The organism is Bacillus sp. NPDC077411 (assembly GCF_044543425.1).
GTDB classification, from domain to species: Bacteria; Bacillota; Bacilli; order Bacillales; family Bacillaceae_G; genus Bacillus_A; species Bacillus_A bruguierae.
In genome coordinates this window covers 136,443-156,256 of record NZ_JBITWA010000008.1, presented here as the reverse complement: position 1 = coordinate 156,256, position 19,814 = coordinate 136,443, and the positions used below count along the sequence as shown (strand labels likewise).

The window sequence follows — 19,814 nt, the reverse complement described above, 5'->3', positions numbered from 1 at the left end:
TTCCATTTCGTACATTTTAGTAAAGATACCAGTAGGTATCTAAACCAGAAAGGTAAAATATCTAAATAACATGATGAAACAAGACCATCGTATTATTAAGAAACGAATACGTTCTATATTAGGATTTAAATCATACCAAACAGCAATCTCTATTAACCAGCTATTTGAATTAATAGCATAACAGGCGGTTCTATTAGGAATTCGGTATTTTTTTATTTTTTACCTTTTTGCACCAAAACCAAAAGATATATATTGATACAATTCTTCGACAAATAAAGATAACTCCTGTTTCTGATGCGTATTTATAAAAAACACTTCATTCCTTCTTATCCGTATAAGAGAATAGTAACGTGCTTTTAACTCTAAAAATAGAGATTAAATGCTTAAGTTGATGGGACCCTTATTTGATTCTTCCATAGCCGGCAATATGTTTCTTCCAATAAGAATTATCTAGCTTAGCTGCACTTACTCCTTTTGAACTACTAGAGTTATAGAATGTATTGTTTCCAATGAACATACCAACATGTGTAATTCCTTTTTTATTCCCATTTGTTCCTTTAAAGAACACTAAATCACCTGGTTGAAGATCGTTTTTATTGATACGTTTAGTAAAGTCATATTGCTGCTGGGCAGTACGTGGTAATTTAATCCCTTGTGTACCATAACCCCATTTCATTAATCCTGAACAATCAAATCCAGTTTTTGGGTTATCTCCACCATAAACATATGGTTTTCCTTCGTATTTCTTCATTGCCGCATAAACCTTTTGAAATTGAGAATTAGTTATGGATTGAATCTCTATAGATTCGATATTCATAGTTTCAAAATTAGTTTGGATTGCTACATCTTCATTTACAGGAATGCTCTCCGTTTCTTCTGCAGAAGCGAAACTGCTGCCAACTCCAATTACCATTCCAAATGCTAAAGTTCCCGCTATAATTTTTTTCATAATACTCTCCCCTTTTTTGAAATATTCTTACAATTTAGTAAATTTCGACCTTTTTTTATAAAATCCTCTAAACAAATTAAAAAAACATCGAATTATGTTAGAATACGGAAACCATTTAGGCGTACTGCCCACATTTTAACGAGAATATACGCTAAGAAAATTTTGACATAGAAAGAGTCAATCTTGAGGTTTCTGTAGTAACAGAACAGAAACGACAATAAGGGGTACAACCGAGATACGTGTAAAAATAGGTCATAGAATTACTTTTATTCCCAATTCGATTTCGAATCGGACTTTTTGTTTTTTATAAAACTTCTTCATTCGTCTAAGTTTTCATTTTCTCTTGTCTCAAAAACGATTGTTTTTGGGACAATCAAATTTTAATAGATTTTCACTGTGTAACTTTAGGAGATAATTTGCGTAGTTTTTAAATGATAAATTGCACATAAAACAGCTTTATTTTGGATGAAAAATACTTCACCGAACGAAAAAATAAGATAAAGTCGTTAAAAAATCTTACGCCCTTTATATTGAAGAAAAAACTCTAGACATTTATCCAAAAGGTTCTGGTGCAAAAATACTTTACCAGAAACATAGAACGGCAATGTTCTGTTAACTGAGAGGTTAAACAGCTAATCCAAACAATTTATGAATGAATTCAGCTTCATTCCGGGCAGACTTCACCCTTTGGTGAAGTTGCCCTTTTCTCATCATATGCATAGCTTCCACGCCACTTAAAATGCAATTAGCTCTACGAAGTGATTTCAGTCCTAACATAGAGCGAACTCGTTTCTTGATAAAACGATGATCTTGTTCCACGATGTTATTAAGATATTTCACTTGCCTTATTTGGATGCCCACAGGCATCTTTTTTTCATTCTTCAACTTTTCAATTGCTACAGGATAGGCGGGATTCTTATCAATAGTTATCACACGAGGTTGTGAAACATGAAAAGACTGCAAAGCTTTCTTGAAAAAGCGCTTTGCAGCCTTTGTGTCTCTTGTTTCACTGAGATAAAAATCAATCGTGTTTCCTTTGGAATCCACTGCACGATATAGATACATCCATTGACCTTTTACTTTGATATATGTTTCATCGACTCTCCAGGAGTCATTCGTTTGTTTAAGATAGCGCCGAATTCGTTTATCTAACTCAGGACCATATTGATGTACCCACCGCATAATAGTTGTGTGAGAAATAGATAAGCCTCGTTCTTCCATCATTTCCACTAAATCACGAAAGCTTAGGCTGTACCGTAGGTACCATCTGACTGTTAATATAATCATTTCAGGTTGATAATGTTTCCACTTAAATAAATTTTGCTTTTTCATACTGATCACACCCTTTTGTAGATTGATAATATCAGTATGTCCAAGTTTTATAAATTTTTTGCACCAGAACCAGGAATCCGCCTTTTTTTCTTGCTATCAATATATGGAATTTTTTATACATTTCTATTGTGTCGCGCCTTCCAGCCTCCCCATAGTTCCCTATGTCTCCCAATTTTTCGCATAAAATCTTACATGTTTTTAACGTTATTAAAACTACTTACTTTTATTTCAAAACTGCTTAGCGTGTTTTTTTCCAAAATGCTGGCGATAACCCTTCCACTCGCAAGATTCTGGAATAAATATAATTCTAACAAAACCATGTTCATAACTTAAAAGTTTTGAATCTGTTTTTGAAGTGTTGTAATATCTGTATACAAATAGGTGTCATAACTTAGAGTCTAAAGTTATCTAAAAAAAGGAGCAATTAGTTCTTAACTATTGGTTTTATAACATAAAAGTCCCCCTCATTATGTAAGTGAGGGGGACTTAATTTTAGAAGCAATTAAACGAATTTTAATTCCATTGAAGATCAATTAATTTCATTGATTATTTTTCCGGTTTTATCAATTTTTAGTTCCCATACTTCTTCAGAACTTCCTGTATCCGTTTTTAATTTAAGTTTTACCGCATATACATCATAATTTTCATGACGTTGTATATTTTCTATTTTTCCATCTGTAATAAGTTTACCCTTTGTAATTGTGGTATAAATTTTTTGAGATAATTCCTGCAGTTCTTGTTGACTTAATTTACTTATATTTTTCCCTATAGCGGCTTCCGAAAAAGCTAATGGAAGCAATTTGTCTTGCTTATAGAGTTGATATAAAAAATTTTTTACAACTTCATCGTTTGAATCTTCTTTTGATTTTTTTATGTTTTCTTTTTCTTCTAATGTATATGCTTGTTGTTCTACAGGAGTTTCTACAGATTCCTCAGTTGAATTACTAGTAGTGTCTTTCTTGTTTTCTGAATTTAGATGTTCTCCTTCTATTTGTTTGTTTGGAGAATTTTGATTAGATTCAGCATATACTACATTACTTTTATTTTTATCAACACTTGTACTATAGGTTAAGTAACCGGCACCTAAAAGTGTAATACTAGATACTATACTTAATGTCATTAGATCTTTTCTTTTCATCATCTGTCACCTTCTACTTAGAAATATATCTCATTAATGGTGTTGCTGGTATTAAGCAAATCTAAATTCTGTGAGATCTATAAATCTAATATTTTTAAATTTATGTTTTTCAACAATTTCTTTCACTTTTTCTGTCACAATAATGACCCCAAACCAGTTTTTAAAGAAGAATATGTCTGAACCATCCCATTCTTTTGTATTTACGGTTTTGTGATTAGAATTCTCTAATATTAATTGCAAAATGGGGCTTGAATCGCACTTCAATAGCTTTTTTTTGTTCTGTACATTGAATATGCAGTGTATCATTACGAGAATAGACTCGTTCTACAGACTCCATATTAGTATCAAATATACGTCTGTCTTTATAGAGCATTTTTAAATTAACAGTATTTTCATAAACTGACATAATCATTACTAACTCAAATCCTAAATCATCCATTTTACTATATTTATATACTGCAGCACCGGGAATAATAAAATCTTCAGGTTCACTCTCAAATATTTCTAATAACTCATATTTATCATATTTAATATCCAATTTTCCAACCTACTTTCTGCACCAAAATGTTATAGTTATACTGCTAGAATACAATAGTTTTTATTATTTTTTCTTTGCAGGAACAACTGTCACAACATCTCCTTTATCATTAATAATAACGTAACCATCTTCTCTAATATACTTCCACGTACCGGGGTTATCACCTGGAACACGAGAACCAGTTTTGATAATATCTTCAACTACATTAGGGGTCATACCACGAGGATCAACTTTAGATAATTCCTCCATGTATTTATCTGACCCAAACTTATATCCTTTTTTTTCAGCTCTTTCACGTGCCCTCTTAGTAAGTTCCGCTCTAATTTCTATAGTATCAGGAGCCATTCTTTCTAAAGCATGCTCGGAATATTTACGACCATTGATAACTCCTCCACCTCTTGGCATGCTCCACCCAATACCTGAAGTACCTTGTGTTGCTTTTTCAAGGTTTTTCGTCTCCGTAACTTTAACAACGGCCCCCTCATGTTCTAGGACTTTTTTCATACCTTTAATTTCTGATTCTTTAACTATATTAGATATGGTTTTCGCTTCGCCGCCTACAATGATAGATATAGTACCTATCGCATAATCCGAACCACTATACTTTTCCCTAGTAATAATATTATAACCACTAGCCATATCAATTCCTATTTTTACATTTCCCACTACAGGGATAAGTTCAATTACCATAGAGGCATTTTCTTTTGTTAACAATTGATCTGACACGCTTTTAGGAATACCGAAAGCTGATAAATCTATATTTTTATTTGATAAATTACTATACTCATATTTTACGACCGTTTTTTCTGCCAATGGATCTTTCATGTTATGCATTGCTTTATTTAATTTATCCGCTAACTCTTGTTTTTCTTTCTCTGACCCATTACCAGTAAAAATTCCCACGTTTAAATTAGCAATTGACTTAGATAAATTACCTAAACTACAATCCATTTCCGCTGTAGTCTTATTAAAGTCACGCTGCCATTTTTCCCAATACCCTTGGTTTTCTTTATTTATTCCATCGAATATATTAATTAGCCCATTTTTTCCGTATAATGCTTCATTCATCTGGTTCATGCCTTCATTTGCTTGGGCAACTGCCTTATTCATTCCACCAAATATATTAATTAGCCCATTTTCTCCGTATAATGCTTCATTCATCTGGTTCATGCCTTCATTTGCTTGGGCAATTCCTTCATTCATCTGATTAAATACTAATAACATCTGGTTAATTATCCCGTTAACGTCATTTCCAGCCTCATTGATTTGATTTATAGCCTTATTCATTTCAACTAGACCGCCATTTATTTGTTCATAACCTTTATCCATGGCTTGCTCTATTTGCTTCAAGCTTGTATTCATTTGCTTTAAGCTTGCATTTACTTTATCCATGGCAACATTCATATCATCAAATGCTTCTTGTATTTCTCTAGGAAGCCTTTCTAATTCAGCCATAGTCTGATTCCCTGAGTGATCTGGAACAAAAGGAACCATTCCCCCATATGGTGAATAGTCGCAAACCCCTACTTGATTATTCTCAACAAGACTAAGATTATCAATCCAAACCTTTCCACTTGCTTTGTTATTTGGATAAGAGATTTGAATTATAACTTCAGCTTCTGTGATTTGTTCAGAGGTTTTAAATATCAATCTTTTATTAAACCAATCTGTATCCGATTTTTCAGGAATATAGATTGCTTTATAAATATATTTTTCTGAATCAGGAGCATTATTTCCGTGTAAGACAACATTCATTTTTACAACTGCATTACTTAAGTTTTCACTCTTAATCCAACTATCAAAAACATAACTTTGGTTTGGTTTCACCTTAACGGACTGTTTTAGTACTACATTCCCATAATCATTGGTCTTAGGTTTAACATCTATTTTTAAAGATGCATTGCCCATACCTTGTGGTGCATGAATCGTTTTATCTTGAGACAAAGTACTTAAATCATTATAGGGTTCACTTTTCCAACTGTCAGTTATGTTTGATTCAAAACTATTATTGGATATTAAATTTGTTCCAGTTAATTTAATGTCAGGATAATTGATTTGAGAACCATTAATAGGAGTCAAATTTACGGAATCAAATAAAATGGTGCCATAAGAATTTTCTTTAGCAAGGTGACGACTTGCTGATAATTTTACAAGCATTTTTTTTGTTGATAATGATGTTTTGAAAGTAAATTCTTTTTTTTCCCACTTATCTTGAGGAGTAAAATGCATTGTTTTAGTTTCCAAAGCATCTACTACAACATTTCCTTTACTATCTTTAAATTCTAAATCAACCTGTGGATCGATTTCTTTAGAATTAGTTGTTTTTGCCCAAGCACTAAATTTGTAAGTCTTTAGTGGCTCTACAGAGACTTCTTGATATGCAGTAATATCATTTCCAAGCCACTTACCTTGACTTAATTTTAGTAATAATGAATTTCCACCTTTACTTTCAGGTGATTTTTCATTTTTATTTTGAGATATACTTCCTTTTTCATCGGATTTTAAAAACTTCCAATTTGAAACTGCATTTTCTTCTTCGAAATCGCCATCGTTTAATACATTATTTGAATTTATATTGTTATAATCTATTTTAGATAGAAGTACACTACCGACCCATATATCCCCGCTTGTTTCACCGAAGAAAGTCCAACTTGGTGTTAATACAATTTCTATGTATTTAGTTGTAGGAGAAGTTTTGAAAAATAATCCGTATTTTCTCCAATCTGATATATTCTGCACTTGCTTTTCATATCTTGGGTTATCATCTGAAATAGAAGAATTTTTCTCGTCTTTTAAAGAAACTTCAATAGTAGAATTAAGATTACTACCTAAACCTTTAATTAATGTATCTAAGCTATAAGATTGATTAGGTTCTACAGGAATTCTTTGGACTAATTTAGGTAAAAATTTGTCATATGACAATGAGCCTTTAGGAACCTCTATTTTATAAGATTGCTTATCATCTAAAGTAACTGTTTTCATATCAATGGAAGTTTTTCCAACAGTTCCAGGGGTGCTAGTGTCTACTTTCCAATTATTAAATTTTGTTGTTTGTCCAACGATCTTAGGTTGTATAGCTCTTAAATTAGCTGAGTCAAACCATATACTCCCCCTAGATGTTCCTAAATTCCTTCCAATTTGAATCTTAACTTCTATAAATGTTGTTGTGGGAGAAGTGGTGAAAACATTTTCGCTTTTATTCCACTTTTCTTTTGATTTAATTGGATATGTTTTTTTGCTTTGTTCGTCATTTATAACATTACTTTCATCTTTATAGAACGTTAAATCAATATCACCAGAGATATTTTCACCTGTTGTTTTGCTCCAAATACTCATAGAGTATGTTTGATTCGGGGATACCTTAACTCGTTGTTTATACTCTACTAACGTAGTTGATGCCAGGCTCCACTCTCCTTTAGATATATCAACTCGAAGAGAAGATGAACCAGATTCTTCAGGAGGTTTTTCCTTTGTATCCCTAAAAAGTTGTGCACCCGCATTTAGAGTTTTTTCCCATATCTGTTTTTCTAGATTACTTTCAAAGTCTCCGTTACCAATAAGGTTGTTATTTGGAATATTATTATTTGTTTGTGATTCTTTATTTTTATAATAATGTGCTTGTATTAGCGCATTGCCACTAAGTTCTAAATATTCTATTACCACTTTATGAGTACCTGCAGTCATAGGAACGGTAGTTTTACGCGTGTCTCCAGCACTTCCTATCCAGGAATCAATAACTTTCATATTATCCACATATATGCGAACCCCATCATCAGCCTTTGCTTCAAATATATAATCTCCCTGAGAAAATTCATCGTATTTTGTATAACGTGCTGAAAAGTTATCATTTGGAATATTTGTACTTGGAGAACCATCTTTCCAATCAAAGTCAATATTTTCAATCTTATTTTGCGGGTTTTTACCTGCTACAACAATAGCATCACCTTTTAGATCCTTATTGTTATAGTATTCTGCAATCCAAGTATTAGATTGTATAGCTTTACTATACGGTTGGATATTGAACTGAACATTACTTCCTCCACCAAGTTCTAAATACTGTACCTCAACTAAATGAGTGTCCTTTTCATTGGCAGATCCAAAAGCCCAAGCGGCTGTGTTATCCTGAATTGTAATTTCTTTAGTATGTTCTTGATCCCATTTTCCGGTATCCCATTCATCTATGACGAGTTTTCCATCAATAAATACACGCATACCATCATCCGCTTTTCCGCGAATAATATATTCACCTGCTGGTAACCGTTTTACTGTCGTATATCGAGCTGAAAAATTATTTGTTGGTACTTTCGGAGTCGGTGATCCTTCCCCATTATTTTCTACAAGTAATTTCTCATCGCCTTGTGGTGCAATAACTTTTGCATCAACAGGGTATCCATCTAAATTAGTATTTGGATAATAATAAGCTAGCCAAGAATCAAATGGTACAATATCAGAAAAGATAGCGGCTTGACCAGTATTTTCATAATAGTCAGTTTGAATTTTATGATCCCCTTGTTTTACATTAGTAATTAAAGTACGGTCTATCTGTCCACCTGCATCATTCCAACGGTCAATTACATTTTTTCCATCAAACGCAACCCGAACCCGATCATCTGCTAGTGCCTGTACAAAATAATCACCTGTATTTAATGTTCTTGATTGATCAAATTTAGCTGTGAAATTGTCATTTTTCACACTCGAAGGCGCTCCATACCCCCAGTTATAATGTACTTCTCCACCTTTTTGTTCATACGTATCATTCGTTGCTGCATATCCGTTTAAAGGTGGGATAATTAGTGCCATTACAAAGAAAATAATAGCTAACTTCTTAAAAATGCTGTTCTTAAATAACATTGCTATCGTATTACTCCCTTCATTAAATTAATTGAAATAAAAAACATATCTTCTATATTATATGATATTTGGATAACGTTTTATATAACGTTATGAATATATTCAAATAATATTAAGTTTGTTCAAAATAAAGTAAATAAAAGACTATTAGGGGTACCATATAGTCAATAACAAACAAAATGGAGTTTAACAAAAAGAACTTGTAGCAATCACTACAAGTTCTTTTTACGAAAACGTTAATAAGACAAACTATTCTTTTGTTTTTTCCTCATATTGTTTAGCAAGCTTATAAAAAGAAGAACGTTTGATGCCATACTTTTTCATGGCTTCTACTGCTGTAATCGAACCGAATTTCCATTCCTTATAAGCTTCAATAAATTCTTCTGTTATTTCGACAGGGGGGCGTCCTAAGTGTTTTCCTTGTTTTCTGGCAAGAGCAATTCCTTCAGCTTGACGTTGTTTAATATCAATACGCTCTTTTTCTGCAAAGGCTGATAATATTGTAAGAGTTGCTTTTTGAATTGCGCTTTGAATGACATCATTTGTACTTTCACCAGTGTAATTGACGTTAATATAGGGTTCCTTTATAAATTGTAAATTTACCCTATGTTTTTCATAGTACCTAAATTCTTCTAATGTATCGTTCATATTTCTCCCAAGCCTTGTTAGGGAGTCAAACACAATCGTATCTCCTGTACGAACAAGACGCTTTAGCATTTGGTAATTCTCTCGCTCCATATTTTTCCCAGATTCTTTATCTATAAAAATATCCCGATCTTCTATCCCTAAATTCTTCATATTCTGAATTTGTCGTTCTTCGTTTTGATCTTTACTTGAAACTCGTACATATCCAAATTTTTTATGTTTCATATGCTACACCTCACTGTTAATTTTACCAAATTTGTCCGTAAAGGTATATGAAGAATACAGATGTCTGTAAAGTGAGAAATAGACATTTATGGATGTGATTTTTTATAGTATTCTATGTATCTGTAAAGGTATACTTTATGACATAGCTAAAAATGTAGATTTTTTCATTTCAAAAATACAACTTATTTACATTTGAAATATGTTGATATAATTGTGGATGTTACGATAAGTTCAATTAAATTGAACTTATTAAATTTGGATTTTTAAATAAATAAAATGAAGAATGGGGAGTAGATATGAGTAAATTTATTGTGAATGAAACAGGAAAAAAACTAGATATAGGTGGTATTGAATTATACTATGAATTGTTAGGGATAAATAATGAAGGTCCAACCCTTGTTTTTGATTCTGGATATGGAACCACTTTAGAAAGCTGGAATTCTATTAGAGATGATATTTCAAAGTTCTCAAAAATGTTTATTTATGATAGAGCCGGTATTGGCAAAAGTGAAATGAATGAAAGACCTCGCCATAGTCAACAAAGTGTCGAAAATCTACGTATCTTACTTAATAAAGCAGGTATAAAACCCCCATATGTGTTGGTCGGACACTCATTTGGAGGTTTAAATACAAGATTATTCGCAAGCACCTATCCAGAGGAAGTAGTAGGAGTAGTTCTCTTAGACTCAACTCATGAGGATCAGAACAGAATATTACCTTCTTTATTTACAAAAGAAGTTCAAGAGGCTTATTATAATCAATTTACTTTGGAGGGTTCTCTTACTGAGGTGGAAGAAAGTTTAGAGCAAATTCGTACTTCTAAATCACTTGGAAATATTCCACTCATTGTTGTAACAGGGGGACTACAGCCTTTTCATACAACGGAGTCCATGGCTACTTGGATGAAATTCCAAAGAGAGCTCGCTAACTTGTCGACTAATAAAAAACATATTATTGTTGAAGATGCTGGACACGCAATACATATTGATAAGCCTCAAGTTGTTGTTGAGATAATAAGGGATATATTAGATATGGTGAAAAATAATAACAAACATTCTACTTTGTAATAGGGGGCACCATACATGCTCATCAACTTAAGATTTTGAAATACCCCAAAATAAAAAATGAAAATTTCTCAATTTTATCCCGCTATTCGTGGGCAGTAATACTCCCACCTCAAAATTCAGCGAAAGCATTGTCCAGCTCCAGTGGCTAGATGTTCGATGGGAGATAAACTGCTGGCATGCGCCCGATTGGGAGGGCTAATAATCAGTGCGGGATGAAGAAAACCCCCACTGATTAAAGTTTCACTTTATCATTTTGGGGTAGTTTATGTTTGTTAGGTTGATAACGATGGATCGGTAGCCCTATATTGTACTCATGTAAAGTTGACATGATTAATTTATATTGCTTATCTGTTTTTTGATTTCATTTTTACCAATTTGATAACCCGGAATAGCCCCAAGTATCAATAAGAAAAAGACATCCGAATCAGATTTACCGGTGAAAAAATTAAATACTAAAGAACATACAAGTACCCCAACTATAAATGAAAATAATGGATGAAATTTCATTATGTATTCTCCTTTTTTATTATTAAATAAAATAACTATATTCGGAAAAGAGGATAAGAAATCCTGTTATATATTGTAAGAATAAAGAAAATTACATTCCTCCTAACAACCAATTAATCCGAATACCCTCTTTTTTAAAATGCATATACTTTTCATCAAAGTGGCCCCTCAATCTACGAATCGTTTCCGTACCCCTTAAAGATCTTACCATACATCGCCATCAGCTTAAAAAATGACATGTATAGTGACTCCTATTTTTGTTTTTCCATCCTTAATAAATTCCTATAAAGAGGCTCATAACTTAAAATATTTCCTTAACGCACAATTTTCTTTTTTTTGCCGCGTCAGGCCTACTAGAGTTTTCATTCAGATTTATTCAATTTATAACAACTTTTGTGTTTATTTTCTCAATATGGATATCATTATTATTTCTAGTTTTAGTGTTAAAAATTTACAGTTGATATAATATGATACAAACATGACGGTTATCATCCTAGTGTTTCTCCTTATGCGAAAAATAAGATCGAATTCTCCGGTCTTATTTTTGGATTGTGGAGCGTATACGTTAACTTAATCTATTAATTCTTTTACTTTATACGAATTCCCCTAGTGTGTACCAAGCAATCTATCACATGATCATAAACATGAGGAGATTCTTCATAAGCATTACAAATTAATTAATAGGAGGCAACATATGTTTAAAAAAGTCTTATTGTCATTTTTCTCCTTCGCAATAGCCGGCTCTATTTTGTTTTCTAATCAAACGGTAACACATGCTGAACTATATCCAGTACAAAATACAAATGGTGCTGGTCTAGACCTTCGTAAGACTCCAACGATAAATGGCACACGAACTGAAAGAAATATTCCAGACGGATATAAACTCGACTTATATTGCTATGTAAGAGGTGAATCTTATAAGGGAAGTACAGTTTGGGATTGGGTAGGTGATACAGGATACGGTGGCGATATAGACAATGGTTTTGCTCCTGATTACTTCATTAAAACTGGTTCATCAAGCCCTGTTGTTCCATTCTGTTCATGGTGACCCCTATTAAAGAATTCGCATTTAATGGGGTTTACTATATGAGTGTTATTACTAGTTATCTCGATTGAAATTTGGCAGCTTTCTGTATTTCTTTTATAATGTGGGCTATGTAGCCATGGAACCAAATCACACAATAAGCATTAGCAGACATTATTGACGTACATAAAAAAGGAAGACCTTTCAAATTTAGAGAGTCTTCCTTTTTTATGTACGTTGGGATTATTTATCCCGCATAGTTTATTTTAAATAAAACCCGAAAGGTTCCAAGCCTTAATTGATATAGATTAATGTAGCCCTTTATACTTAACTTTTGAATATATTGGAATTCACAGTAACAAACTCTATCACTTTAAACTGACCGGTTGTTGCTGTGTAACACAATGAATCATACCACCATTTTTATACAGCTCTCTTACATCAATTCCAATCACTTTACGTTCAGGATATAGTTTTTGGATTCTATCGTTTGCTATTTTATCATTAGGATCATTATAATTCGGAACTAATACAACTGTATTCCCAATGTAAAAATTTATATATGAACCTTTGTATCCCAAATCTTTTCCATTATCTAAAATTACATTGTTTTTACTAATTGGTAAATACACATGCTGATAAGGCTTGCCAAAGGCATTTTTAGCATTCATTAATGTTTTAATATCTTTATTTGAAACACCCCACTCCTCTAAATCATCTTCTTTCATTGTAATAATTGTAGACTGATCATGAAATTTAGCAAAACCATCAATATGGAAATCCGTAATATCCAAACCTGGGACACCATCTAGCCAAATAAAATTAGTAGCACCAAGATATTCTTCTATATACTCCTCTATTTCTGCTTCTGATAACTTAGGATTTCTGTTTTTGTTAACGACAGCACTACGTGTGGATAAAAATGTACCTTTACCATCTAGTTCAAAGGCTCCACCTTCAAGTACTACATCAGTTAGATCAATTCTTTCCATACCTAATTGCTTACTAAGACTGCTTGGAATTAATGCATCTTTTTTATACGGGGTTTTCTTGCCCCATCCATTAAATCCCCAGTTCATGATTTTAATATTTTTATCCTTGTCATATACAAAAATCGGTGCAGAATCTCTTGCCCATACATCATTAGTAGGAATAATATAAAAGTCAATTTTATCCATATTTATACCCTTCTCATACAGAAGATTAGAAATATAATTCTTTTCGTATTCATTATATGCAATAATATGAACATTTTCCCCTTCGCTTAAAGCACTTGTCATCTCTATCCAAATTGATTCAACCTCTTCTTTATAACCTTTACCATATGTCAAGTCATGAGGCCATTGTAACCATGTACCTTCATGTTTGCCTCTTTCGTCAGGCATTGAGTATTTGCCTACACTTTGTCCTTTTATACTTTGGCTTTCATCAGCTTTACTTTGAATACATCCAGTTAAGATTCCAGCTACTAATACAGCCCCTGAGCACAGTATAATTATCTTATTCATTTCATAATCTCCTTATTATGTTTTTACTTTCTCTTGGAAGTAGAATAAGCTTTGACATAGTGTCAAGGTCAAGCAATTATTGTTTTTCTTTTTTAATAACAGGAAAACAGATTTGTGTCACATACTCCTCCGCGCAGCAGTCACATTCTGGACCTTTCAAATAGGTTTCATAAGGCGGACCATCTAAGCAATAACCATTGGATTCCACCCATTCCTCAAGCGCTATATGTGCATATCCGATATAGTCATAACTTCCGATATGCAATGTAGTGGCAATAAACTTTTCAGGGAGCTTTTTTATTTGCCATTCTGTTGATATATCTCTTTCATCCCCAGGAATAATCGGAATCATTAATTCAATATCGCTATGGTCAGGGCTAAACTCTTCATCAAAAAAAATGACAGAGGGTACACCATGTAACTGAATGTTACTTTCTTCCGCCTTATCGTATAAGGAATCAATGTACTTGTCTACATCAGCAATATTAATCTGCAATCTTTGACTTATGACACTTACCTCTTTTCTCATTCCGAGCAATATATCATACAATCTTCTTTCTCCTTGAATCAAATCCACCTTTTTTTCAATCATCTCTTGCATTTCTGTAATGATCTGTCTATATTGATTGATTTCCTTTGATAATTCATTCATTTTCAAATGTATTAATCTGACAAACAATTTTCTATCTGATGTCTGAAGGATTGTTTTAATCTCCGGCAAAGAAAATTTGTATTCTCTCAGTTTTTTAATTAGTAGTGCCATTTCTAATTGGCTATTCTCATAATATCTGTATCCGTTCGTTGTATCTATATATACTGGTCTTAAGAGTCCTTCTTTGTCATAGTGTCGTAACATACGAGCGCTCATTTTGCATAGCTGAGAAAATCTGCTAATCGTGTACATATTTCTCTCCTTACTTAGATTGATAAAATTTTCCAAACAAATGACCAGGTAGTAGGAATAGTGACATGGTAACCCTGTCACTACCCCTACATCTTCGCAATTTCACCTTTAGAGACATACTGCTTCTTCAGGGCAATTAAAATATCTTCTTTTTCCCACATATCCATCACCTTATGATTCCCCTGGTCCGCATTGCTTTATACAAGGGTACCATTCTTTGTCACTCAACCAATCTTTTAATCAGACTTTATTATAAAATTTGAACGGAGGTTTTTTGAAAGAAGAATTCTTTTCAATCAATCTTCTTTCAAAAAAAGAAAACTAGTAGAATCAATATAGCTTTATTTTTCCTTAACGTACAGGTAATCATCTGAAATGTGTCTAAATTGTATCTAAACGTACAATTTTTTACTTTTGGTGACGTGACTCCATGCCCATCAAGCTAATATTTTGAGACATCCCCATAACGAAAATTTCACCTTTTTACAGTTATTTATGAGAGTTCGGCTCATTTTTTTGTTACAAGTTAACATAAAATTTCATTCTGAGAGCGCTATAAATTTTTAAGTTGATGGAGATGGGGCAGGGACCCTTTCAAAAAATAAAAACAGATTTTCCTTCACTGAGCATAAAGCGAGTTAAATAAGTTACTTATAATTAAAGGACAATATGGAACACGAAGAAATATTGCAAATCAATCTCCGAAAATGATGTAATATCTGCAGCGAAATAGGAAGATAGATATTTGGTCATAAAAAACTGTACCCCAATTATTAGTTACGTCTAACAATTGGGGTACAGTTCATTTAGAGATTTCCTTTTGCTTCATATATGCATATACATAAAATCTATTTTACATTTAATATATACGACCCATTTTTATTTTCATATTTATAAACATGCAAATAATATTTCCCTGGTTTCGCATTATATTCTCCTTTAATGGTATTACCATCAATTTTCCCATATGCTACAAGGTTTTGTAAATCTGATTCATGATAAAGTGTCCATGTCATTCCAATTTGTTTTTCATTTAATACGGAAATATCTATATTTTGCGGTGAATTAATCGTAAAAGTATAGATATCTGACTTATCATTGTCGTTAAGATTTCCTTTAATAGTCGTATTGAAATCTATTGGATTTGCCTTTATATCTTCGTTATTTGGTTCTTTTTCTCTCAGGTATTTTGAATCTTCTTCATTTGGTTGAAATCCTAATTTTAATAATATAGCTTTTAAATCTGGTAAAACACCAATTCTATCATAATCTGGCTCTCCAGATTGTGTTCCTGTATTTGGATTACTTAAGATGTCTCTTAACTCACTTGGTTTATAAGGTTGACCCAAATGCTCCTTCGCAATACTTTGTATGGAAACGGCTGCACCGGCAATAATTGGTGAAGCGCTCGATGTACCATTAAAGCTTGACGTATATAAATTTTTAGCATTTCTATTTGGTTCCGCAGAAGTTGTATCTACATTTTGGCCCCATCCATATACATCAATTCGACTTCCATAATTTGAAAACCATGAACGCCCGTGAGGAACGGTTGATAAAGCAGCTCCGACCATAATTGCACCGGAATCTTTAAAATCTTTGCTATTACGATTTAAGACTTTTTTTCCATCTTTATTTTTAAATTCATCTAAATCATTCCAACCATTTGCTCCGGCCTCGATGATTACGATTCCTTTATCCGTTCCAGTACGAATCGCATCAAATACATCTGGTTGCACTTCAACTGGTAAATATTTATCACGATATCCTTCATAAGCTGATTGTGCCTCTAATAATAAAACATCCCCAGCATGTAGAGTATTTACAGCACTTAATATGGCATCCGCTTTGTTATTACTGCCGTCATCCCTAATTTGAGATACTACTTTTACAGTAGCATTTGGTGCAATACCAATATTGCCGATTTGATTATCTTCCGCAGAAACAATTCCTAGAACCGACGTACCGTGTCCAGCGTGAGCATCTGTATTTCTTCCGGATATAAGTTCGATATTGTGCTTTTCTAGATCTTCATGATTTAATAGCCATCCATACTCCATATCTGCAAATGTTATACCTTTTCCGTCTCCGCCCTTTATTCCCCATGCATAAGATGCATTAATACCATATGGTGCCTCTTTTAAATATCCTTGGTTTTCAAATCTAGGGTCATCATAGGGATTAAGAAATAAATTTGGCATCTGTACTTCTGGTGGTGTTACATTTTCTGGTTCTCTTATGTATACATCCTCTATTAAAGCTGATTGTTTTAACTTTTCTACTAATACTTCTGCTTGTACATGTTTTGAAACTTGAATTACATAGTAATTTAATAAGTTAGAAGATGAAGTGTTATTATCGGTTTTAGCACGTTTATTTATACTTTGAATTTCGTCAGGACTTACAGATGTAAATAAGCGTGTTAATGTTAAATCTGGGAATTCAGAAAAAATTTTTTCTAGTACAATATCATTTTTTTCATGTTTTATTCGCTTTTCTATACCATCTTCATACGGTAAATTGATTTCATTTTTAAACTTTACAATGATTTGCTTTTCTTCTTTTTTCTCTACATTAGATTTTTCCTGCTGTACTACTGAATCGTTTGAAGCAGCACTCACTATATGAGAAGTCTTTCCTAATCCCGTAAAAGCTGTAATTGCTAGTGTAGACACTAGCATTCCTTTAAAAATTTTCATTCATTTTCCCTCTACTTTTTCATTTTTAAACATTTTCCTATAAAAATATCAAAATAATTACGTACAAAGCTTTATACTAGATAAATTATAAGGAGTATCTAAATAGACTTCAATGTATTTGTATATGCAATTTTTCATATCATTTTATACATCCATTTTAAATTTCCAACATATAAGTTGCTGCTAATTGGGTGGGCAGCCGATATACGTGTAAAACTAGGTCACAGCAATATATTATTTACATCTAGGATATAGAAGCCCATTCAGGAGTTTTTTATCTTTACCTTTTAATTTGAAAAGATGATATTAACTCGCTAGATGCTAGGTGTAAAAAGAAGCTGTCTCAAAAGGTCGTTGAATAACGGTATTTTGAAGACAGCCTCTTTTTTTACTTTTATATGGAGTAGTGACAGGGTTGCTGTCATAGACAGCAAAGTATGAACCAATAAAATTATAAAAAGTGCAGTTTAGTTGTAGAAGGATAATGGACAAGAACATCCTATATTTTTAGATTTAGCGAAAAGCCCATTGTAAGTTTTTTTTTGATCCTTAAGCAAAAATATCACATATTTATGTATCAATATGTGATATAACTCTAGACATATGTATCACATCATGATATATTGTTTTTGGATATATATATCGTTTTATGATATATCCTAAAAAGATATAGAAGGTGATTGGTTGAAGAAAACTGAGCAATTAACAGATTCAATGTTTAATATTATGGCTACTTTAAGTAAACCAATGCATGGTTACGCTATTATGAACTTAATTGAAGAAACAACAAAAGGGGCAATTACTATAGGTCCTGCTTCAATGTACACGATTATTAAAAAGTTATTACAACAAGAGTGGATTTATTTGCATGATGGGTCGGATTCAAGACGTAAAACATATCTGCTTACTGAGAAGGGCAGAGAAGTATTAGAAGAAGAGTTGAAGCTAAGAAAACTGATGATTCAATTAGCGGAAACTGGATTAAAGGAGGTTGAAGAATGAGACAAACAAAGTATATTACGTCAGGTGGGTTAGCTTTTTCTGAGGATAAGGACATGGAAAAATTACGCCGATTTTCTTTGAAGGGTTGGCATGTCAGTGACTTTCAGTTTATGGGTTATACGCTTGAAAAAGGAGAAAGCTCAGATTATATCTACAATGTAGATTATCGTTCATTAAAAGAAGATGAAAAAGAGGAATACTTTTACTTTTTTTCATCTTCTGGATGGTCGCATATTGCCTCAGAAGGAAATATTCATTTATTTCGAGCATATCCTGGTACAAAACCAATTTATAGTGACCGTGACACATCGATTGAAAAGTACGAAAATTCAAATCGTTCCGTGAAGTGTCTAGCAATTCCGTTAGTTTTAATAACAGTACTCGTATGGATTGGAGCAATGATAAGCTCTGGTACCTTAAAATCATTACTTCATGTAATAGCTGTTATTCTCAGTGTAATTGCCATCCCAACAGCTTGGACTGTAATCGCAACATACAATAACAAATGGAAGGCAACAGGAAAAGAAGGATTAGTCAATCTATTGAAAACTATACCATTCTTTCTCTTCTTAATTGCTATTATTACTTTGTTATTTGTCGATGGCTCAGACAATGTAGTTCGCCTGTTAGCGTCTATGGTAATTGGAGCAATCGCACTTCCAACTGCTATTTGGGTCATCATGTCTCTTTATCATAAAATGGGTGGGAAGAGAGCTTAGTATAAAGGTCGAAAATAAAGTTTTTAGACATTGTTATTGAGCTAAAGTGGGCTTTAGCGAAGTAAGAAATGATCAAACTTAATTATAAAAAGGTGTTATTTAGTTAAACAGAAAGCCGTTATTTTGGTCACTTTTTTTCAAAATAGCGGTTTTTTTAATTACTGCTGGTATAGGCCTCACCATACATGCCCATCAACCTAAAAATAGCGAGTTACCCCAAAACGATAGAAATAAGATTTATTGCCATATACCTTTTAATCGAAATCAATTTTTATTAAATATGAATTTTTTTACTTTTTTGTTATTATTTTATTATAGGTCGGTATTTAAAAAACATTATTATATTAACAATTTTGCATAAATCTAAAAGGAGAAGACATGAAAAAATCAATTGAAAAATTAGTTAAATCCATAACATAATCAACTTCTATAACAGACATATGTGATAACCAAATATGTAACACATTAAGCCCTGTAATAGATTTTGTCATCTTTCCAGAATATCTTATTTTTAATGCGACTACGTATTCCAGCAAAATAGTTTCCTTATTAATTTTTTTAGCTATAATTGTTGTATTTGGACTTCTATTTGAATTCATTCTAAAGAAAGCATTTAAACAAGGTGCCCTTTTAGAATTAACGATAAAAATTTTCGGAAAAATAATGATCATTGCAATACTCTTTTATGGTATTAAAATAGTTATAT

16 protein-coding genes and 1 pseudogene are annotated in these 19,814 nt (G+C 32.5%); 5 read left to right on the top strand and 12 right to left on the bottom strand.

Annotated elements, in window-relative coordinates:
• Positions 1-46 precede the first annotated feature (46 nt).
• Positions 47-181 (top strand): annotated as a pseudogene (locus tag ACIGHG_RS13105) (IS6-like element ISPmar1 family transposase); the annotation flags it as partial.
• A gap of 219 nt (positions 182-400) precedes the next feature.
• Here the strand turns inward: ACIGHG_RS13105 and ACIGHG_RS13100 are convergent.
• From ACIGHG_RS13100 to ACIGHG_RS13070, 7 genes are all read right to left on the bottom strand, one after another.
• Complete coding sequence (locus tag ACIGHG_RS13100; RefSeq protein WP_396548837.1) at positions 401-949, bottom strand: C40 family peptidase; 549 nt, start codon at positions 947-949, stop codon at positions 401-403.
• 624 nt (positions 950-1,573) lie between these two features.
• Complete coding sequence (locus ACIGHG_RS13095) at positions 1,574-2,281, bottom strand: IS6 family transposase (RefSeq protein ID WP_396548835.1); 708 nt, start codon at positions 2,279-2,281, stop codon at positions 1,574-1,576.
• A gap of 529 nt (positions 2,282-2,810) precedes the next feature.
• Positions 2,811-3,422 (bottom strand): hypothetical protein, encoded by a 612-nt coding sequence (locus ACIGHG_RS13090; protein ID WP_396548833.1) that lies wholly within the window; start codon positions 3,420-3,422, stop codon positions 2,811-2,813.
• A gap of 48 nt (positions 3,423-3,470) precedes the next feature.
• Entirely contained in the window at positions 3,471-3,659 is a 189-nt protein-coding gene (locus ACIGHG_RS13085) for a hypothetical protein (protein ID WP_396548831.1), read from the bottom strand.
• A complete protein-coding gene (locus ACIGHG_RS13080; protein ID WP_396548829.1) occupies positions 3,634-3,957 on the bottom strand; it encodes a hypothetical protein in 324 nt (107 codons plus the stop codon). The genes ACIGHG_RS13085 and ACIGHG_RS13080 overlap by 26 nt, the downstream gene beginning before the upstream one ends.
• 63 nt (positions 3,958-4,020) lie before the next feature.
• Positions 4,021-8,808 carry a PA14 domain-containing protein gene (locus ACIGHG_RS13075; protein ID WP_396548827.1) on the bottom strand — a complete coding sequence of 1,596 codons (4,788 nt, stop codon included), beginning with the start codon at positions 8,806-8,808 and terminating at the stop codon, positions 4,021-4,023.
• A gap of 249 nt (positions 8,809-9,057) precedes the next feature.
• The gene (locus ACIGHG_RS13070; protein ID WP_396548825.1) at positions 9,058-9,678 is read right to left on the bottom strand and encodes a recombinase family protein; all 621 of its coding nucleotides are present in this window, start codon (positions 9,676-9,678) and stop codon (positions 9,058-9,060) included.
• A 296-nt stretch (positions 9,679-9,974) separates the two neighbouring features.
• On the opposite strand from ACIGHG_RS13070, the gene ACIGHG_RS13065 reads away from it, so the two are divergent.
• Positions 9,975-10,745, top strand: coding sequence for an alpha/beta fold hydrolase (locus ACIGHG_RS13065; protein ID WP_336474270.1), 771 nt, complete (start codon positions 9,975-9,977; stop codon positions 10,743-10,745).
• A 330-nt stretch (positions 10,746-11,075) separates the two neighbouring features.
• On the opposite strand, the gene ACIGHG_RS13060 is transcribed toward ACIGHG_RS13065, so the two are convergent.
• Positions 11,076-11,252, bottom strand: a complete 177-nt coding sequence (locus ACIGHG_RS13060) for a D-alanyl-D-alanine carboxypeptidase (protein WP_396548823.1) — start codon at positions 11,250-11,252, stop codon at positions 11,076-11,078.
• A 694-nt stretch (positions 11,253-11,946) separates the two neighbouring features.
• Between ACIGHG_RS13060 and ACIGHG_RS13055 the strand changes: the two genes are divergently transcribed.
• The gene (locus tag ACIGHG_RS13055) at positions 11,947-12,300 is read left to right on the top strand and encodes a hypothetical protein (protein WP_336474272.1); all 354 of its coding nucleotides are present in this window, start codon (positions 11,947-11,949) and stop codon (positions 12,298-12,300) included.
• Between the two features lie 344 nt (positions 12,301-12,644).
• On the opposite strand, the gene ACIGHG_RS13050 is transcribed toward ACIGHG_RS13055, so the two are convergent.
• From ACIGHG_RS13050 to ACIGHG_RS13040, 3 genes are all read right to left on the bottom strand, one after another.
• Complete coding sequence (locus ACIGHG_RS13050) at positions 12,645-13,784, bottom strand: agmatine deiminase family protein (protein ID WP_396548821.1); 1,140 nt, start codon at positions 13,782-13,784, stop codon at positions 12,645-12,647.
• A 76-nt stretch (positions 13,785-13,860) separates the two neighbouring features.
• Positions 13,861-14,688, bottom strand: coding sequence for a MerR family transcriptional regulator (locus tag ACIGHG_RS13045; RefSeq protein WP_396548819.1), 828 nt, complete (start codon positions 14,686-14,688; stop codon positions 13,861-13,863).
• A gap of 848 nt (positions 14,689-15,536) precedes the next feature.
• The gene (locus tag ACIGHG_RS13040) at positions 15,537-17,387 is read right to left on the bottom strand and encodes a S8 family peptidase (protein ID WP_396548817.1); all 1,851 of its coding nucleotides are present in this window, start codon (positions 17,385-17,387) and stop codon (positions 15,537-15,539) included.
• 684 nt (positions 17,388-18,071) lie between these two features.
• Between ACIGHG_RS13040 and ACIGHG_RS13035 the strand changes: the two genes are divergently transcribed.
• Both ACIGHG_RS13035 and ACIGHG_RS13030 read left to right on the top strand, forming a co-directional pair.
• Positions 18,072-18,389, top strand: a complete 318-nt coding sequence (locus tag ACIGHG_RS13035; protein WP_090919455.1) for a PadR family transcriptional regulator — start codon at positions 18,072-18,074, stop codon at positions 18,387-18,389.
• Positions 18,386-19,108 carry a DUF2812 domain-containing protein gene (locus ACIGHG_RS13030; RefSeq protein WP_336474278.1) on the top strand — a complete coding sequence of 241 codons (723 nt, stop codon included), beginning with the start codon at positions 18,386-18,388 and terminating at the stop codon, positions 19,106-19,108. Before ACIGHG_RS13035 ends, ACIGHG_RS13030 begins: the two co-directional genes overlap by 4 nt.
• Positions 19,109-19,452: 344 nt before the next feature.
• Here the strand turns inward: ACIGHG_RS13030 and ACIGHG_RS13025 are convergent, their stop codons facing one another.
• Positions 19,453-19,779, bottom strand: coding sequence for a hypothetical protein (locus ACIGHG_RS13025; protein WP_396548814.1), 327 nt, complete (start codon positions 19,777-19,779; stop codon positions 19,453-19,455).
• Positions 19,780-19,814: the final 35 nt, after the last annotated feature.